Below are 15,927 nucleotides of genomic sequence, written 5' to 3' on the forward strand. Positions count from 1 at the left end.
CACTCAGGCGCGCTTCTTCTCGGGGTTTTCCTGCAGCATCTGCCGCGCGATCTCGCCGATGCGCGCCAGCGCCTGCATCTGCAGCGTGGTCCACGGGCCGGAGAAGTTCAGGCGCAGGCTGTTCCGGTACCGGTCGGTGGCGGTGAAGAACTCGCCGGGGCCGAAGGTGATGCCTTCTGCGGCGCAGCGACGGAACAGCTCCATGCTCGAAAAGCCCGGGCTCAGTTCCAGCCACAGCGTGTCGCCCGAGGGCGGGTTGCTCACCTTGGTGCCCGGCGGGAAGTGGTGCGCGATCAGGCGGCGCGCCTCGTTGCGGCGCTGGTTCATATAGGTGGTCAGGCGCCGCAGGTGGGCCTCGTAGCTGCCCTGGTTCAGCAGGTCGGCCAGGGCTTCCTCCAGCACCACCGGCGTGGCGGCGCCCTGCAGCCGCTTGTGCGAGGCCACGCTGTCGCGCCAGCGGCCGGCCTCCACCCAGCCCAGGCGGATGCCGGGCGTGAGTGTCTTGGCGAAGGAGCCGCAGACCATCACATTGCCCTCGCTGTCGAAGGACTTGGCGGCCTTGCGGCGCTCGTCGCCGGCCAGCAGATCGTTGAACACCACATCCTCGATCAGCGGCACGCCGCGCTGCGCCAGCAGCTTCACCAGCTTGTGTTTGGCCGCCAGCGGCATGACCGAGCCCAGCGGGTTGGACAGCGTGGGCGCGGCCAGCACCGCCTTGACTGGTTGCGTGTCCAGCGCGAGTTCAAGAGCGGGCAAGGACAGGCCGGTGGCGGGGTGCGTGGGGATTTCCAGCACGCGCAGGCCCAGTGATTCGATCAGGTCGAGGTAGCCGAAGAAGGTGGGCGACTCCAGCGCGACCACATCGCCGGGCTGGGTGACGGCGCGCAGGCACAGGCTCACGGCCTGGGTGCAGCTGGCGGTGATGACGATGTGCGCCGCGTCCAGCGCACAGCCCAGGTGCAGCGCGCGCCGGGCCACGGCCTGGCGCAGGGCGGGACGGCCGGCGTCGGCCTTGTTGTATTCGGTCAGGCTGTGGCGGTGCACGCGCGAGGCGCGGCCGATGGCGACGCGCAGGCGCTCCTCGTCGAACAAGGTGCTCTGTTCGGGTGCGAAGCCGCCGAAGCTGGCCCGGTCGCCCGGCTGGTGCAGCATCGCAAAACCTTCGGATCGGGTCTGGCGTTCGACCAGAAAGCTGCGCTGTGGCGGCGTGCTCAGGCCAGGCTGGGCGATGCGCTGCGGGCGCCGCACGAAGTAGCCGGCCTTGGGCCGCGCCTGCGCCAGGCCCTGTTCCTCCAGCTGGCGGTAGGCCTGCAGCGCGGTGGAGATCGACACGCCATGCGCCACCGAGGTCTCGCGCACCGAGGGCAGGCGCTGGCCGGCCTTGAGGGTGCCGCCGTGGATGAGCTGTGCCAGGGCTTGCGCGATCTGCTGGTACAGCGGCGTGTCGGAGGGCGGAACCGGTGGAACCGGGCGCAGCGCAGGGGGCTGGGAGGGCTCGGGCATGGCTGGTCCATGCTAACCGACCGCCGTCCCTGCCAGTGCACCGGCGGTCCGCCGCCGACCAGCACAGTTGGCCGCCAAGCCGACCACACAGATGCGGGTCTGTGTGGCATTGCGCTGGCATGCTGGCGCACACCTGTGTCTGTTGCGATGCGGCGGAACACCGGACAGTGGGGCCTCATTCACGAAAGGTCCGACATGTCCTCCAGCCAGCCCACCCCCACCCGCCTGTTCCCGCTGCAGACCCGCGTGATCCACGCCAGCGCCGGCATGCGCCTGCGTGTGGTCAGCGGCCGGCTCTGGTTGACGCAGCCCAATATGGCGCAGGACCTGTTCCTCGGTCCGGGCGCAGTGGTCGACCTGCTGCAGGACTGGGTGGTGATCGGTGCCGATGCGGAGCCCAGACCGCAGAGGGGTGCGCCGGAGGTGTACAGCGAGTACCAACTGGTGTCGCTGGTGCCGGCGACACCGCGCCCGCGCATCCTGGCCGCGTTGCGGGATGCCCTGGTGGCGGTGGGCCGCAGGCTCGGCGCGCTGGGGCCGGCCCTGGTCAGGCGCTCGTCTTAGGCAAGGAAACGTAGAAGGTGGCGCCAAAGTCGATGGCGCCTTCGGCCCATGCCCGGCCCCCGTGCCGGGCCACGATCCGGAACACGGTGGCCAGGCCAACGCCTGTTCCCTCGAAGTCCTCGATGCGGTGCAGGCGCTGGAAGACACCGAAGAGCTTGTCGCTGTACTTCATGTCGAATCCCGCGCCGTTGTCGCGCACAAAGATCACCACTTCATCGGGCCGCTCAGGCAGACAGCCGATGGTGATTTCCGCCCGCTCGCGCTTGCGGGTGTACTTCAGGGCGTTCGAGATCAGGTTCACCAGGACCACGCGCAGCATCGCCTGATCACCCTCGACCACCGGCAGTTGGGCCATCTCCCAGTGGATGTCCCGGCCACGCGTTTCCAGTGCCATCTCCGCAAGCACATCGTTCACCAGCGCCTCGAGGTCGACCGCAGAACGATTCATCTGCGCGCTTCCCGCCCGCGAGAACGACAGCAGGTCGTCGATCAGCGTGCTCATGCGACGGGTCGCACGGGCGATCATGTCGACATGCCGCCGCTCCTCCTCACCGAGCATGGGTCCGGCGCTGTTCCGCAGCAGCGTGACGTAGCCGTCGATGTGGCGCAGGGGCGCCCGCAGGTCGTGGGAGACGGATGAGGAGAAGGCCTCCAGCTCCTTGTTCTTGGCGGCCAGCTCCGCGGTCCGTTCGCACACCTGCCGCTCCAGCTGCTGGTTGTAGTGCCGGATGCGACGCATGCGAAGTCGGTCAACGCCGTACACCAGGCCCGCGAGAAGCAACACTGCCATGCACAGGAACCACCAAGTGTTCCACCAGGGCGGCGTGATGACGACGGTGAGGTTGACGCCCTGGGTGTTCCACACGCCGTCCTCGTTCGATCCCTGCGCCTGGAACAGGTAGTTGCCCGGGGGCAAGCTGGTGTAGACCGCCAGACGCTCGGTGCTGTCGACTTCCCGCCAGTTGGATTCAAAGCCGAGCAGCCGGTAGCGGTACCGGTTCTTGGGCGGTGCGACGTAGCTCAGCGCGGCGAACTCGAACGATAGGCTGTTCTGAAAATGGGGCAGGGTCAGCGAGGACACCCTGTTGATGTTTTTCTCCAGCACCGCCGGCTCGCCACCGACCGGCACAGACTCGCCGAACAGGCGGAAGTCGGTGAGCAGCACCGGTGGCACGAACGGGTTGTCCTCCATGCGGGCAGGGTCGAAGACGTTGAAACCGTTGATGCCGCCGAAGTACATCTCCCCGGTGCGGGCACTCTTGTGGAAGGCGGTGAAGACGTTGAACTCGTTGCTTTGCAGGCCATCCAGCACGTCGTAGTTCCGGAACGTTTTCTTCTCGGGGTTGAACCGGGCGAGGCCGTTGTTGGTGCTGATCCAGAGCGTGCCCTGCCCATCTTCCAGAATGCCTTCGATGGTGTTGTTCGGAAGTCCCTCCTTCTGCGTGTAGACATCCGTGCAGACGCCACGGGTCCGGTCGAAGGCACACAGGCCACCGGTGGTGCCCACCCAGAACCGGCCGGCCTGGTCTTCGTGCAGCACCCGTACGGCGTCGTCGGGCAAGCTGGACAGGTCCTTCGGATTGCTCCGGTACCGGATGAAGGTCTCCGTGGCTGCGTCGAACCGGTTGAGGCCGCCACCTTCTGTGCCCACCCACAAGGTGCGAGCCCGGTCCTCGTAGATGTCGGTGACCGAGCCGCCGCCCAGGCTGCCTGGGTTGTCTGGCTCATGTCGGTATTGCCGGAAGGTTTCCGTTGCGCGGTCAAAGCGGTTCAGCCCGTTGTTCCATCCACCCGCCCAGAGGACGCCGCTCGCGTCGCGGTAGAGCGCACGGATGATGTCGTCGCTGAGGGCCTGGGGATTGTTCGCGGACGCTCGGTAGGTCTTGAACCGGTTGGTTGCGGGATCGAAGCGGTTCAGCCCGCCGTTGTAGGTGCCGAACCAGAGCGTGCCGTCCGGGTCTTCCTGCGTAGCCGTCACCGAACCATTGGAGATGCTGGTCGGATCGTTCGGGTCGTTGTGATAGGTTCGCCAGGTGTTGGAGCTTCGGTCCCATCGGTTGAGCGTGCGGTCGTTGCCGATCCACACGATGCCGTTGCGGTCTTCGAAGACGGAGAGGATGAAGTTGTCGGCCACGCTGTGGGCGTCTGGCCCATGCCGGTAGCGTGCGAACTTGGGTGGTCGCGTGGAGAGCTTGTTCGCGCCGCCACCCAGGGTGCCCACCCACAGCGTTCCAGAGGGGTCGTTCCAGAACGAGCTGACGAAGTTGTTGCGCAGGCTGTGCGGGTTGCTGGGGTCGTTCTTGTACTGGATGACCTGGCCCAGGGTGAGGTCCAGTCTCAAGACCCCCGCGCCTTCGGTGCCCAGCCAGAGCGCGCCATGGGCATCCTCATGGAGGTCCTTGACAGCGTTGAGGCTGGCAGCGTCTCGCAGACCGGTCGCGATGGAATGGCGGGTGATGCGACCGGTCTGGCGATCCAGCGAGGCCAGGCCCCCGCTGGTCAGCACCCAAAACCGCCCTGCGCGGTCTTCGTGGACCGCATGCACGCGAGGGGCGGGCAGCGTGTGCGGGTCTTCGGGGCGCGAGGCGTACCGGGTGATTCGGCCGGTGGCCGGATCCAGCCGGTCGAGTCCCGCGTCAGTCGTGCCGATCCAGAGCATCCGCTCCGAATCCTGGTAGACGCTTTCGAGGTTGTTGCTGCTCAGGCTGTTGGCGTTTTGCGGGTCGTGGCGGAAGTAGGTCACGGCACCGGTGCGCAGATCGATCCGGTTGAGACCGCTGTCGTTGGTGGCCACCCAGAGCACACCCTCCGGGTCTGCCACCAGGCCTTTTCTGGCGATGCTGTTGCTGCTCAGGCCGGTGGGGCTGGACGGGTCGTGGCGATAGTGCGTGAAGGTCTCCGTCGTCGGGTCGAACCGGTCGACGCCGCCGCCGGTGGTGCCCAGCCACAACACCCCATCTCGCCCAGGGAGTATGGCGTGGACGGTGTTGTGTGCCAGGCTGTTGGGGTTGTCCCGGTCGAAGCGGAAGGTCCGCAGCGAATAGCCGTCGTAGCGGCTCAGGCCGTCACCGGTGGCAAACCACAGGAAGCCCTGGGCGTCCTGCGCGATGCCGTACACATTGCCTGAAGGCAGTCCGGCGTCTCCTGTCAGGGCCGTGAACTGTGCGTCCCTGCCAGGCACGACGGTCAGTTGGGCGAGATCCGGGATCCCGCGGGCATGGGCCGACGACACCACCGAGCCCGCAAGCACCAGCCCTGCAAGAAAGCGTGTGATCAGCGTTCCCAAGGATGCGCAAGCGTTCATCACTGTTGTCGCCAATCAGGTGCATTTCGGTATTTACTTTTCGCTACACATTCTTCAGTATTACAGGCCTTCCCGCGATTGACAAATGTCACGGATCCTGCTCCCACGTCGAAAGAGCCAAGCCTTTGAGCGTGGCTCCGTTGCGCTGGCGCCCTTTCAGCGTCAGCGTGTGAGGAAGTCGCGGATCGCGAACAGGGTGTGGTCCGGTGTTTCGGTCATCTGGTGATGGCCGACCGGCAGGGTCACGACCTGCACCGTCTTGCCCGCCGCCTGGGCAGCCTTGACCAGCCCTTGTGCCGCCTTGGGCTGCGTCATCTGGTCCTGACCACCGAGCAGGAACAGCACCGGGCAGGTGAGGGCGGCCATGGCCGCTTCGCCGCCCGCATACCGGTCGCAGGCCACGAAGCCGCGGTGGAACACGTTGACTTTGGGGTTGCTGCGCAGCACGCGCCGGCCCAGCGCCATACCGGCGCCGTAGACCCAGGTGCCCGGGCCCAGCGCCGAGGGCGGCGCGGCCAGCGTGGAGCGCGAGAACACGTTGACCATGGTCAGCGCCTTCTCGGGCTCGTTGAGCGAAGCCTCGATCAGTGCCGGCGAGACCTTCATCGGGAAGGCAGTGCCAACCAGCACCATGTGGGTGATGCGGTCCTTCAGGCGTGCTGCCGCCTCCATGGCGATCAGCGAACCCCAGCTGTGGCCGACCAGCGCGGCCTTCTGCACGCCGGCCGCGTCGAGCAGGGCACCGATGAAATCGGCGGCTTCTTCGACAGTCGAAGGCGCTTCGCCAGCGCTGCGGCAGTGGCCGGGCAGGTCCACCGCCAGCACGTTCCAGCCGTGGTTCGCCAGGTAGCGGCTCTGCAGGATCCAGACGCTGTGGTCGTTGAGCACGCCGTGGATGAAGACGACGGTGGGTTTGGCCGCGTCGAAGGCCTTGCCGCCGGTGTAGCAGTAGGTGGTGGCGCCGTTGACGGTGAGTTCCATCACGCACCTGCCTTTTCTGCGGCTTTGAGGGCACGCTTGAGGTCGTCGATCAGGTCGTCCGCATCCTCCAGCCCGATGGACAGGCGGATGGTGCCGGGGCCGATGCCCGCGCCGGCCAGCGCTTCGTCGCTCATGCGGAAGTGTGTGGTCGAGGCCGGGTGGATCACCAGCGAGCGGCAGTCGCCCACGTTGGCCAGGTGGCTGAAGAGCTTGAGCGCTTCGATGAAGGCCTTGCCCTGTTCGCGCGAGCCTTTGATGTCGAAGCTGAACACCGACCCCGCGCCCCGGGCGCCGTGCTTGAGCAGCCGGTTGGCCAGCGCATGGCTGGGGTGCGATTCGAGCAGCGGGTGGCCGACGCGGCCCACCAGCGGGTGGCTGGCCAGGAACTGCACCACCTTCTTGGTGTTGGACATGTGCCGATCCATGCGCAGCGACAGGGTCTCCAGCCCCTGCAGGATCAGCCAGGCGCTGTGTGGGCTGAGGCAGGCACCGAAGTCGCGCAGGCCTTCGCGGCGTGCGCGCAGCAGGAAGGCACCCACGGTGCTTTCTTCGCTGAAGGTCATGCCATGGAAACCGTCGTAGGGCGCGGTCAGCTCGGGGAATCGGCCCGAGGCATCCCAGTCGAAGCTGCCGGCATCCACCACCACGCCGCCGATCACGGTGCCGTGGCCGGACAGGAACTTGGTGGCCGAGTGGTAGACCAGATCGGCGCCGTGCTCGAAGGGTTTGATGAGGTAGGGCGTGGTGAGCGTGCTGTCCACGAGCAGCGGCACCTTGGCTTCGTGGGCGATCTGCGCCACGGCGGGGATGTCCAGCACGTCGAGGCCCGGGTTGCCCACGGTCTCGCCGAAGAACAGTTTGGTGTTCGGCCGCACGGCGGCCTTCCAGCCGTCGATGTCGCCGGGTTTGACGAAGGTGGTCTCGATGCCGAAGCGGCGCAGCGTGTAGTGCAGCAGGTTCTGGCTGCCGCCATACAGCGCGGTGCTGGCGACGATGTGCGAGCCTGCGCCCATGAGCGTGGCAATCGACAGGTGCAGGGCGGCCTGGCCGCTGGCCACCGAGATGGCGCCGATGCCGCCTTCGAGCGCCGCCATGCGCTGCTCGAAGACCGCATTGGTCGGGTTGCTGATGCGGCTGTAGACGTGGCCGGCGCGTTCCAGGTTGAACAGCGCGGCCGCGTGGTCGCTCGATTCGAAGACGAACGAGGTGGTGAGGTGGATGGGTACGGCGCGGGCGCCAGTGGAAGGGTCGGGGGCCGAACCGGCGTGCAGCGCGAGGGTGTCGAAGCCGGGGTCTGAATGGCCGGGCATGCGTGTGTCTCCGAAGGTCACGTCCGGGCAGTCCCGGTGTGTTGTTCGCGCCGATTGTGGGCTATATTCATCTCCACGCCTGCTCAGCCGGCGACAGCATCCATCCTGAGGAGAAGTGCCATGAAGGTCAGCGACATCCTGCGCGTCAAGGGCAATGCCCTGTACACCGTCACCCCCGAGGACACCCTGGCCGACGCCGTCAAGCTCATGGACGAGAAGGACATCGGCTCGCTGGTCGTGATGTCCAACGGTCTGGTGGTGGGCATGCTCACCTTCCGCGAGGTCATCAAGACGCTGGTCAAGAACGACGGCCAGCTGGGTGGCACCACCGTCTACCGCGCCATGGACCCCGGCCCGCTGACCTGCACCATGGCCACCGAGATGGACGAGGTCCGCCGCATGATGCTCGACCGCCACGCGCGCTACATGCCCGTGATCGAGAACCGCATGCTCATGGGCGTGATCAGCTTCTACGACGTGGCCAAGGCCGTGGTGGATGCGCAGAACTTCGAAAACAAGATGCTCAAGGCCTACATCCGCGACTGGCCTGAGGAAGAGTCCGAAGGCAAGAACGAGCCGAACTTCCCCTGATCCGGCTCTCTTCATGCAAAACGCCCCGCTGGTCGGGGCGTTTTTGTTTGCGGGCCAGGTTCAGCCTTGGGCGGCGTGGATGTGCTCGCGCACCCGCGGGTAGATCTGCTGGTTCCACTTGCGGCCGCTGAACACGCCATAGTGGCCCACGCCGGTCTGGATGTGGTGGGTCTTGAGGTAGGGCCGGATGTTGGGGCAGAGGTCCTGTGCGGCCACCGTCTGGCCGACCGAGCAGATGTCGTCGCGTTCGCCTTCCACGGTCATCAGCGCGGTGCGGCGGATGGCTGCCGGATTCACGGTGCGGCCCTGGTACTGCAGCGTGCCCACCGCCAGGTCGTAGGTCTGGAACACCTTCTCCACCGTTTCCAGATAGAACTCGGCCGGAAGGTCGTTGACCGCCAGGTATTCGTCGTAGAAGGTCTGGATCGTGCGGGCTTCTTCGGTCCGGCCTTCGACCAGGTGTTCGTACAGATGGCGGAACGACTGCTGGTGGCGCTCCAGATTCATGCTCATGAAGGCCGTGAGCTGCACGAAGCCCGGATAGACACGGCGCATGACCCCTTTGTGGGGCAGCGGCACATGGCTGATCAGGTTCTTCTCGAACCATTCGATGGGCTTGCTGGTCGCCAGCCAGTTCACCTCGGTCGGGTTGACGCGGCAGTCCACCGGGCCGGCCATGAGGGTGAGGCTGCGAGGCGTCGCCGGGTGGTCGTCCTCGGCCATCACGGCGGTGGCGGCCAGGGCGGCCACGCAGGGCTGGCACACCGCGACCATGTGCGCCCCTTCACCCACCGTTTCGACGAAGCGGATCATGTAGGTGATGTAGTCCTCCAGCCCGAAGGCGCCATGGCGCAGCGACACGTCGCGGGCGTTGTGCCAGTCGGTGATCCAGACCTCGTGGTCTTGCAGCAGGGTGCGCGCGGTCTCCCGCAGCAAGGTGGCGAAATGGCCCGACAGTGGGGCGACCAGCAACACCTTGGGTTGTTCGGGCAGCGAGGGGTCGTCCTTGCGGAACCTCAGCAGGCTGCCGAAAGGCAGCTTGAGCACGCTCTCTTCGATCACCGGCACGCTGCGTTCGCCGATCTGCACGGCATCGATGCCATAGGCGGGCCGGGTGTGGGTCAGTCGCAGACGAGAGATCACGTCGCAGGCAGCGGACACCTGCCGCAGCAGGCTGCGCTCGGTCCGCTGCAGCCAGAGGGCGGCGCTGAGGTGCTGGGCCATCAGGCGCAGCGGGGAACCCAGATCGGTCTGGAGCTGATAGGCCTGGTAGAGCATGGTGGTTCCTGATGGGATAGGTGCCCCAAGGCAATTCCCGGGCCAGACCGGATCGCACCGCGCCGGTGCGTCCCGGGCGCCCACCCATGGCACAGGGCTTGCGTGACCGTGGTGCACAGAGGAACACGTCATGGCCAAAGCGGTACTCACCATCAGCAGCAAGAACTACGGCGCCTGGGCCTTGCGCGGCTGGCTCATGTGCAGGCTGGCGAAGCTCGATTTCGACGAGCACGTGATCCCGCCCGACGACCCGGCGATGAAGGCCGAGATGCTGCTGCTGTCGGCGTCCATGCGCGTGCCTTCGCTGGACCACGACGGCATCCACGTCTGGGACACGCTGGCCATCGGCGAATACCTTCACGAAATCAAGCCCAAGGCCGGCCTGCTGCCGGCCGACCGCAAGGCGCGCGCGCACTGCCGCGCCATCTGTGGCGAGATGCACTCGGGCTTCTCGGCGCTGCGCAGCTCGCTGCCCATGAACATCAAGGCTCACTTTCCGGGCTTCAAGGTCTGGTCGCGCGCGCAGGCCGACATCGACCGTATCGAAGCGATCTGGAACGAGTGCCTCGACACTTACGGCGGGCCCTACCTGTTCGGCGACAAGCCCTGCATCGCGGATGCGATGTTCGCGCCGGTGGTGACGCGCTTCATCACCTATGACGTGGCCATCGATCTGCCCTGCGTCGCTTACTGCGAGACCATCATGGCCTTGCCGGCCATGAAAGAGTGGGTCGCAGCCGCAGAGGAGGAGCCCGACGAGATCGACGAGCTCGACGCGGAGTTCTGACTCAGGGTTCGGTCCAGGATGCCGGCTCGGGAATGTCGCAGACCGGCTCCACGTCCACCGTCTTGAAGTCGGCCGGCGAGACGATTTCCAGGTATTCCATGTCGGGCGAGTAGTCGAACAGGTAGTGGCGGATGCCCGGGCGTTGGTGCACCACGTCGCCAGCCTCGACCAGGGTCACCTGATCCTCGTACATGAACTTGGCCCAGCCCTTGGTCATGATCACGATCTGGAAGTCGGCCTCGTGGCGGTGCCAGCCGGTGCCGCCGCTGCTCTCGGGCGGTAGGTTGGCCTTGACGAGATGGGCGATCACCTTGCCGTGTGTGGCCTGGGCCACGCCCAGGTCGCGGTAAAGAAAGAAGTCGCGCAGGCCACCGCCCTGAAATGAGGTGTCCGTGGGTTTGACGTGCGAGAAGAGGGTGCCTGTCTTGTCCAGCATGGTGCGCTCCTTTCGGTTTTGGGGCGGCCTGGGGCCGCGGGGTGGGGGTGTTTGTTGCGATGCACGAAGCGCGCCAAAGCCTGGCAAGCCCCTCTGGGATAATCCCCACCCATGAGCGGCAACACCTTCGGCACCCTGTTTTGCGTCACCAACTTCGGTGAATCCCACGGCCCGGCCATCGGCTGCGTGATCGACGGCTGCCCCCCGGGCATGAGCCTGACGGAAGCGGACATCCAGCACGACCTGGACCGCCGCCGCCCCGGCACCAGCAAGTTCGTCACCCAGCGCAACGAACCCGACGCGGTGGAAATCCTCAGCGGTGTATACGAAGGCCAGACCACCGGCACACCGATCGCCCTGCTGATCCGCAACACCGACCAGCGCAGCAAGGACTACGGCAACATCCTGCAGACCTTCCGCCCTGGCCATGCCGACTACGCCTACTGGCAGAAATACGGCATCCGCGACCCGCGTGGCGGCGGCCGCAGCTCGGCCCGCCTGACGGCGCCCACCGTGGCGGCCGGTGCCGTGGCCAAAAAGTGGCTCAAGGAGAAGTTCGGCACCACCTTCCATGCCTGCATGACGCAGATCGGCGAAGTGCCCATCGCCTTCGAGAGTTGGGACCATGTGCCGGAGAACCCGTTCTTCGCCCCGGTGACCGACGTGTCGGCGCTGGAGGACTACATGAACGCGCTGCGCAAGAGCGGCGATTCGTGTGGCGCGCGCCTGCGCGTGGTGGCGAAGAACATGCCGGTGGGTCTGGGCCAGCCGCTGTACGACAAGCTGGACGCCGACATCGCCTACGCGATGATGGGTCTGAACGCCGTCAAGGGCGTGGAGATTGGCGCTGGTTTCGCATCGGTGGCCGACAAGGGCTCGACGCACGGCGACTCGCTGACGCCGGGCGGCTTCGTCGGCAACAAGGCCGGTGGTGTGCTCGGCGGCATCAGCACCGGGCAGGACCTGGACGTGTCGGTCGCCATCAAGCCCACCAGCTCTATCCTGATCCCGCGCGACTCCATCGACGTGGCGGGTGCGCCGACCGAGGTCATCACCAAGGGCCGCCACGACCCCTGCGTGGGCATCCGCGCAGCGCCCATCATGGAAGCGCTGCTGGCTCTGGTGGTGATGGACCACGCGCTGCGTCATCGCGCGCAGTGTGGCGACGTTGAGGTGACCACACCCGACATTGCGGCCGCCGGTCGTGCCTGAGCAAAAGAAGCAACTCCTGCCTTTTGCCGCCCTGTCCGCGAGCTACTTCGCGCACATCGGTTTCTTCAACCCCTACCTGCCGCTCTGGCTGAAGGACCTGGGCTTCGGGCTGCTGGCCATCAGCGTGCTGACCTCGGTGCAGTCGGCCACGCGCCTCTTTGCGCCCTATGCTTGGGGCACGCTGTCGGACCGCACGGGGGAACGCGTCAAGCTGCTGCGCTACGGCGCCACGGCGGCGCTCATCTTCTCGCTGGCGTTGTGGTTCCCGCTCGGACCCCTGGCCCTGTTCGTGGTGTTGCTGCTGATGTTCACCCACACCAGCGCCATGATGCCCATGAGCGAAGCCGCGCTCGCCCACCTGGTCAGCCAGGGCGGGGCGTTCGACGCGAAACGCTATGGCCGGGTGCGGCTCTGGGGCTCGCTGGGATTTCTGCTCACGGTCATGGTGGCGGGCTGGTGGTTCGAGCGCTTCGGCCTGAGCCACTTTCCGGCCTGGACCCTGGTCACCTTGCTGGCGGTGGTGGCCAGCGTCTGGTGGCTGCCCGACCACAAGGAGGCGGCACACCACGAGGATGAGCACCCGGCCATCTGGCCTCTGCTCAGACAACCGGCGGTGCGCTGGTTCTTCGCGTCGGTGTTCTTCCACATCCTCGCGCACATCGCCATCTACGTCTTTTTCTCGCTCTACCTGGACAGCCTGGGCTACAGCAAGACGGTGATCGGTCTGCTGTGGGCGGTGTCGGTGCTGATCGAGATTGGCTGGTTCTTCACCCAGGGGCGCTGGCTGCCCAAGCTCAGTCTGACCGGCTGGCTGGTGCTGGCCTCCGCGCTGATGGCGCTGCGCATGGGTGTCACCGCGGGTCTGCCGCAGGTCTGGCCGCTGCTGCTGGCCGCGCAGGCGCTGCACGCCATCACTTTCGCCGCCCACCACACGGTCTGCATCGCGCTGATCTCGCGCCATTTTCCGGGCCGGTTGCGTGGGCGTGGGCAGGCGCTGTACACCGTGATCGGCTATGGCCTGCCGGGCACGCTGGGTGGCCTGGGGGGCGGTGTGCTGTCCTCTGCGCTGGGCCTGGCCAGTGTGTTCTGGCTGGCTGGGGCACTGGCCGTGATGGCGACACTGTGCGCGGTGCGTTTGCGGCGGTTGGAGCGCCACGCCTAGATCAGATTGCGCAGGCCGCGTGCCGCCTCCTGCAGCACCGGCAGCACGCGCTTGACCGCGTCCTCGCTGCTTTCCTGGTTGATCGGCATGGTGATGCTGATCGCGCCGTGCACCTCGTTGTTGCGGTCCAGCAGCGGCACCGCAATGCCGCGGTGGTTCAGTTCGAGCTGCTGTTCGGACAGCGCCCAGCCCTGGCGGCGGCAGCGCTGGAGTTCGCTGCGCAGCTGGTCCTTGCTGGAGATCGTGAACGAGGTGAAGGCGCGCAGCTCGTGCTGCTCCAGCCAGGCGTCGGAAGCCGCCTCGCCAGCCGCCGAGAGGATGGCCATGCCCGCGGCGGTCACCTGCGCCGGCACGCGCGAACCGAGCATGTAGCCGGCGTACATGTGGCGCTGCGAGCCGCTGCGCGCGATGTAGACCGCGTCGTCCCCGTCGATCACGCCCAGGTAGGCGATTTCCTGTGTGCCGCCTGCGATGCGCTGCAGGAAGGGCTGCACCAGCCGCGGCAGCCGTGCCGATTCGAGGTAGGCGTGACCCAACCGCATGATGCGCGGCGTCAGCCAGAACAGCTTGCCGTCGGTGCCCACGTAGCCCAGGTGAGCCAGCGTCAGCAGGTAGCGTCGGGCCGCGGTGCGGGTCAGGCCGCAACGCGCGCCGGCCTGGCTTGCGGTCAGCCGCGGGTGCTGATCGTCGAAGGCTTCGATCACGGCGAGGCCTTTTTCAAGCCCGGCGATCCAGTCGCGTTTCTCCAGCGGCGGGGCAGCGGTGGCGGTCAGGTTCAGAGACATGGAAAAACCCTGATATCGTGCGATTGACGTAGCATGCCGTTCGATTATCGACCGACTCAAGCCGCATGTCGGTGCAGTCGCCCACCAGCGCACCTACAGTGGCGGTGGACACCGGCGCGGCACCTGGCCTGGCCGTGCTTGAACCCCATGGAGACTGGAACATGAGTGATTTGCTGCTCAACAACACCGCAGCCAGCCGCGAGCCCCTGCAGGCCTCGTTCAGCGACGCCGCCAACCCGCTGGGCCTGGACGGTATCGAATTCATCGAATACGCCACCACCAAGCCCCAGGCCCTGGGCCAGGTGCTGGAGATGATGGGTTTCCGCCCGGTGGCGCGCCACCGCTCACGCGAAATCCTGCTCTACCGCCAGGGCGACCTCAATATCGTCGTCAACGCCCACCCTAGCGACGCCCAGGGCGCCAGCCACGGCAGCGATGTGCCCTCGATTTCCGCGATGGCGCTGCGCGTGCGCGATGCGCGCGCCGCCTACCACTACGTGCTCGAGCGCGGCGCCTGGTCGGTGCCCACGCACGCCGAGGTGATGGAGCTGAACATCCCGGCGATCCACGGCGCGGGCGGCAGCCGCATCTACTTCGTGGACCGCTACAAGGAGTTCTCGATCTACGACGTGGACTTCGTGCCCATTCCCACCGTCGACCAGAAGCCGCCGGCCACCGCTGGTATCCACTTCTTCGGCATCGTGCAGTACATCGGCCCCGAGCGCAGCAACGACTGGATTGCGTTCTACGAAGAGCTGTTCGGCACCGAGCTGATCCCCGACGAAGAGCGCTTCGGCATCATGCCCAAGGGCACGCTGCTGCGCACCCCGGCGCTGGACGCGTCCAAGCGCTTCATGCTGCAGCTGGTGGAGCCGCCGGTGAACGTGCACGACGCCGACGAGAAGCTGCAGCGCATCGGCCTGGGTGTGCCCGACGTGCTGGCGGCGGTGAAGGCGCTGCGCGCGCTGGGCGTCGAGTTCGTCGAGACCGAGGCGGCGCACACCGAGCAGCGCGGCGCGATCACCAAGACCTACCTGGGCTCGGTGGTGTTCGAGCTGGTGCACAGCGAGCGCGCCGGAGGCTGAGCCATGAAGCCGACCCACGCCGCCATCGCCGAAGCCATCTCCGGTTTCGGCATGGACACCATCACGCTCGCCGGCCCGCTGGAGGCCAAGCTCGCCGCCATGAAGGCCGCCGGCTTCTCGCAGGTCATGCTCAAGGCCAACGACATCAACGGCCACCCGGGCGGCATCGAGGCCGCCGTCGCGGCCGTCAAGGCCAGCGGCCTGCGCGGCACGGGTTTCCAGGTGCTGCGCGACTTCGAAGGTCTCTCGGGCCACCTGCACCACTACAAGATCGACATCGCCAAGGCCATGCTGGAAATGTGCGCGGCGCTGGACTGCAAGGTGCTGCTGGCCTGCTCGTCCACTTCGGCCCATGCCACGCAAGACCTGGATCATCTCGCGCGCGACCTGCGCAAGCTCGCCATGCTGGCGCTGCCGCTGGGCATCAAGATCGCCTACGAAGGCTTGTCCTGGGGACGCACGGTCAACGAGTTCACCACGGCCTGGGACGTGGTCTGCCGCGCCGACTGCCCCAACCTCGGCATCGGTCTGGACTCGTTCCACATCTTCGCCGCCAAGACCGCGCTGGACGAGATCGACTACCTCGACCCGAGCAAGATCTTCCTGGTGCAGCTCTCCGACTTCATGTGGCAGGAGGCCAAGACCTTCGAAGAGCGCATGGCGACCGCGCGCACCTTCCGCGTCTTCCCGGGCGAAGGCGTGCACAGCGAGCAGATCGTCGACCTCGTGCTGCGGCTGGACAAGCTCGGCTACGCGGGTGACTACAGCTTCGAGGTCTTCAACGACGACTACCAGCAGATGCCGCTGCCCATGGTGGCCGAACGCGGCAAGCGCGCCGCGCTCTGGCTGGCCGAGGACGTGCTGCGCCGCTCGGTGCCGCTGCCCAACCAGATGCGGCTGAAGCTCAGGGATCGTTGAACCCGCCCTGA

At 66.6% G+C, this 15,927-nt stretch carries 14 protein-coding genes; 7 read left to right on the forward strand and 7 right to left on the reverse strand.

Annotation, left to right across the window (positions count from 1 at the left end):
• Positions 1–3 precede the first annotated feature (3 nt).
• The gene (locus ACFOPI_RS17340) at positions 4–1,503 is read right to left on the reverse strand and encodes an aminotransferase-like domain-containing protein (RefSeq protein WP_382176468.1); all 1,500 of its coding nucleotides are present in this window, start codon (positions 1,501–1,503) and stop codon (positions 4–6) included.
• Between the two features lie 195 nt (positions 1,504–1,698).
• On the opposite strand from ACFOPI_RS17340, the gene ACFOPI_RS17345 reads away from it, so the two are divergent.
• Positions 1,699–2,067 (forward strand): DUF2917 domain-containing protein, encoded by a 369-nt coding sequence (locus ACFOPI_RS17345; protein ID WP_382176470.1) that lies wholly within the window; start codon positions 1,699–1,701, stop codon positions 2,065–2,067.
• Here ACFOPI_RS17345 and ACFOPI_RS17350 read toward each other — a convergent pair.
• The 3 genes from ACFOPI_RS17350 to ACFOPI_RS17360 all read right to left on the reverse strand — a co-directional run bounded on the left by ACFOPI_RS17350 (position 2,051) and on the right by ACFOPI_RS17360 (position 7,662).
• A complete protein-coding gene (locus ACFOPI_RS17350; RefSeq protein WP_382176473.1) occupies positions 2,051–5,371 on the reverse strand; it encodes a two-component regulator propeller domain-containing protein in 3,321 nt (1,106 codons plus the stop codon). The genes ACFOPI_RS17345 and ACFOPI_RS17350 overlap by 17 nt on opposite strands.
• 162 nt (positions 5,372–5,533) lie before the next feature.
• A complete protein-coding gene (locus ACFOPI_RS17355; RefSeq protein WP_382176476.1) occupies positions 5,534–6,352 on the reverse strand; it encodes an alpha/beta fold hydrolase in 819 nt (272 codons plus the stop codon).
• Entirely contained in the window at positions 6,352–7,662 is a 1,311-nt protein-coding gene (locus tag ACFOPI_RS17360) for an O-acetylhomoserine aminocarboxypropyltransferase (RefSeq protein ID WP_382176479.1), read from the reverse strand. Before ACFOPI_RS17360 ends, ACFOPI_RS17355 begins: the two co-directional genes overlap by 1 nt.
• A gap of 120 nt (positions 7,663–7,782) precedes the next feature.
• Here ACFOPI_RS17360 and ACFOPI_RS17365 point away from each other — a divergent pair, with 120 nt between their 5' ends.
• On the forward strand, positions 7,783–8,253 hold the full coding sequence (locus ACFOPI_RS17365) for a CBS domain-containing protein (RefSeq protein WP_382176482.1): 471 nt from the start codon (positions 7,783–7,785) through the stop codon (positions 8,251–8,253).
• A gap of 60 nt (positions 8,254–8,313) precedes the next feature.
• Here ACFOPI_RS17365 and ACFOPI_RS17370 read toward each other — a convergent pair whose 3' ends face one another.
• Positions 8,314–9,531, reverse strand: coding sequence for a polyhydroxyalkanoate depolymerase (locus tag ACFOPI_RS17370; RefSeq protein WP_382176485.1), 1,218 nt, complete (start codon positions 9,529–9,531; stop codon positions 8,314–8,316).
• 130 nt (positions 9,532–9,661) lie between these two features.
• On the opposite strand from ACFOPI_RS17370, the gene ACFOPI_RS17375 reads away from it, so the two are divergent.
• Entirely contained in the window at positions 9,662–10,318 is a 657-nt protein-coding gene (locus ACFOPI_RS17375) for a glutathione S-transferase (protein WP_382176488.1), read from the forward strand.
• 1 nt (position 10,319) lies between these two features.
• Here the strand turns inward: ACFOPI_RS17375 and ACFOPI_RS17380 are convergent, their stop codons facing one another.
• Positions 10,320–10,754 (reverse strand): cupin domain-containing protein, encoded by a 435-nt coding sequence (locus tag ACFOPI_RS17380; protein ID WP_382176491.1) that lies wholly within the window; start codon positions 10,752–10,754, stop codon positions 10,320–10,322.
• Positions 10,755–10,865: 111 nt separating this feature from the next.
• On the opposite strand from ACFOPI_RS17380, the gene aroC reads away from it, so the two are divergent.
• Together aroC and ACFOPI_RS17390 are read left to right on the forward strand one after the other, a co-directional pair.
• Positions 10,866–11,966: a chorismate synthase gene (gene aroC, locus ACFOPI_RS17385; protein ID WP_382176494.1), complete on the forward strand. Its 1,101-nt coding sequence runs from the start codon at positions 10,866–10,868 to the stop codon at positions 11,964–11,966.
• On the forward strand, positions 11,959–13,128 hold the full coding sequence (locus tag ACFOPI_RS17390) for an MFS transporter (protein WP_382176497.1): 1,170 nt from the start codon (positions 11,959–11,961) through the stop codon (positions 13,126–13,128). Before aroC ends, ACFOPI_RS17390 begins: the two co-directional genes overlap by 8 nt.
• Here ACFOPI_RS17390 and ACFOPI_RS17395 read toward each other — a convergent pair.
• Positions 13,125–13,913: an IclR family transcriptional regulator domain-containing protein gene (locus tag ACFOPI_RS17395; protein ID WP_382176500.1), complete on the reverse strand. Its 789-nt coding sequence runs from the start codon at positions 13,911–13,913 to the stop codon at positions 13,125–13,127. The two genes, ACFOPI_RS17390 and ACFOPI_RS17395, sit on opposite strands and share 4 nt — an antisense overlap.
• Before the next feature lie 161 nt (positions 13,914–14,074).
• On the opposite strand from ACFOPI_RS17395, the gene ACFOPI_RS17400 reads away from it, so the two are divergent.
• Both ACFOPI_RS17400 and ACFOPI_RS17405 read left to right on the forward strand, forming a co-directional pair.
• Positions 14,075–14,998 (forward strand): VOC family protein, encoded by a 924-nt coding sequence (locus ACFOPI_RS17400; RefSeq protein WP_382176503.1) that lies wholly within the window; start codon positions 14,075–14,077, stop codon positions 14,996–14,998.
• 3 nt (positions 14,999–15,001) lie between these two features.
• Entirely contained in the window at positions 15,002–15,916 is a 915-nt protein-coding gene (locus ACFOPI_RS17405) for a sugar phosphate isomerase/epimerase family protein (RefSeq protein WP_382176505.1), read from the forward strand.
• Positions 15,917–15,927 lie beyond the last annotated feature (11 nt).

The organism is Hydrogenophaga luteola, assembly GCF_042648585.1.
GTDB lineage: Bacteria > Pseudomonadota > Gammaproteobacteria > Burkholderiales > Burkholderiaceae_C > Hydrogenophaga > Hydrogenophaga luteola.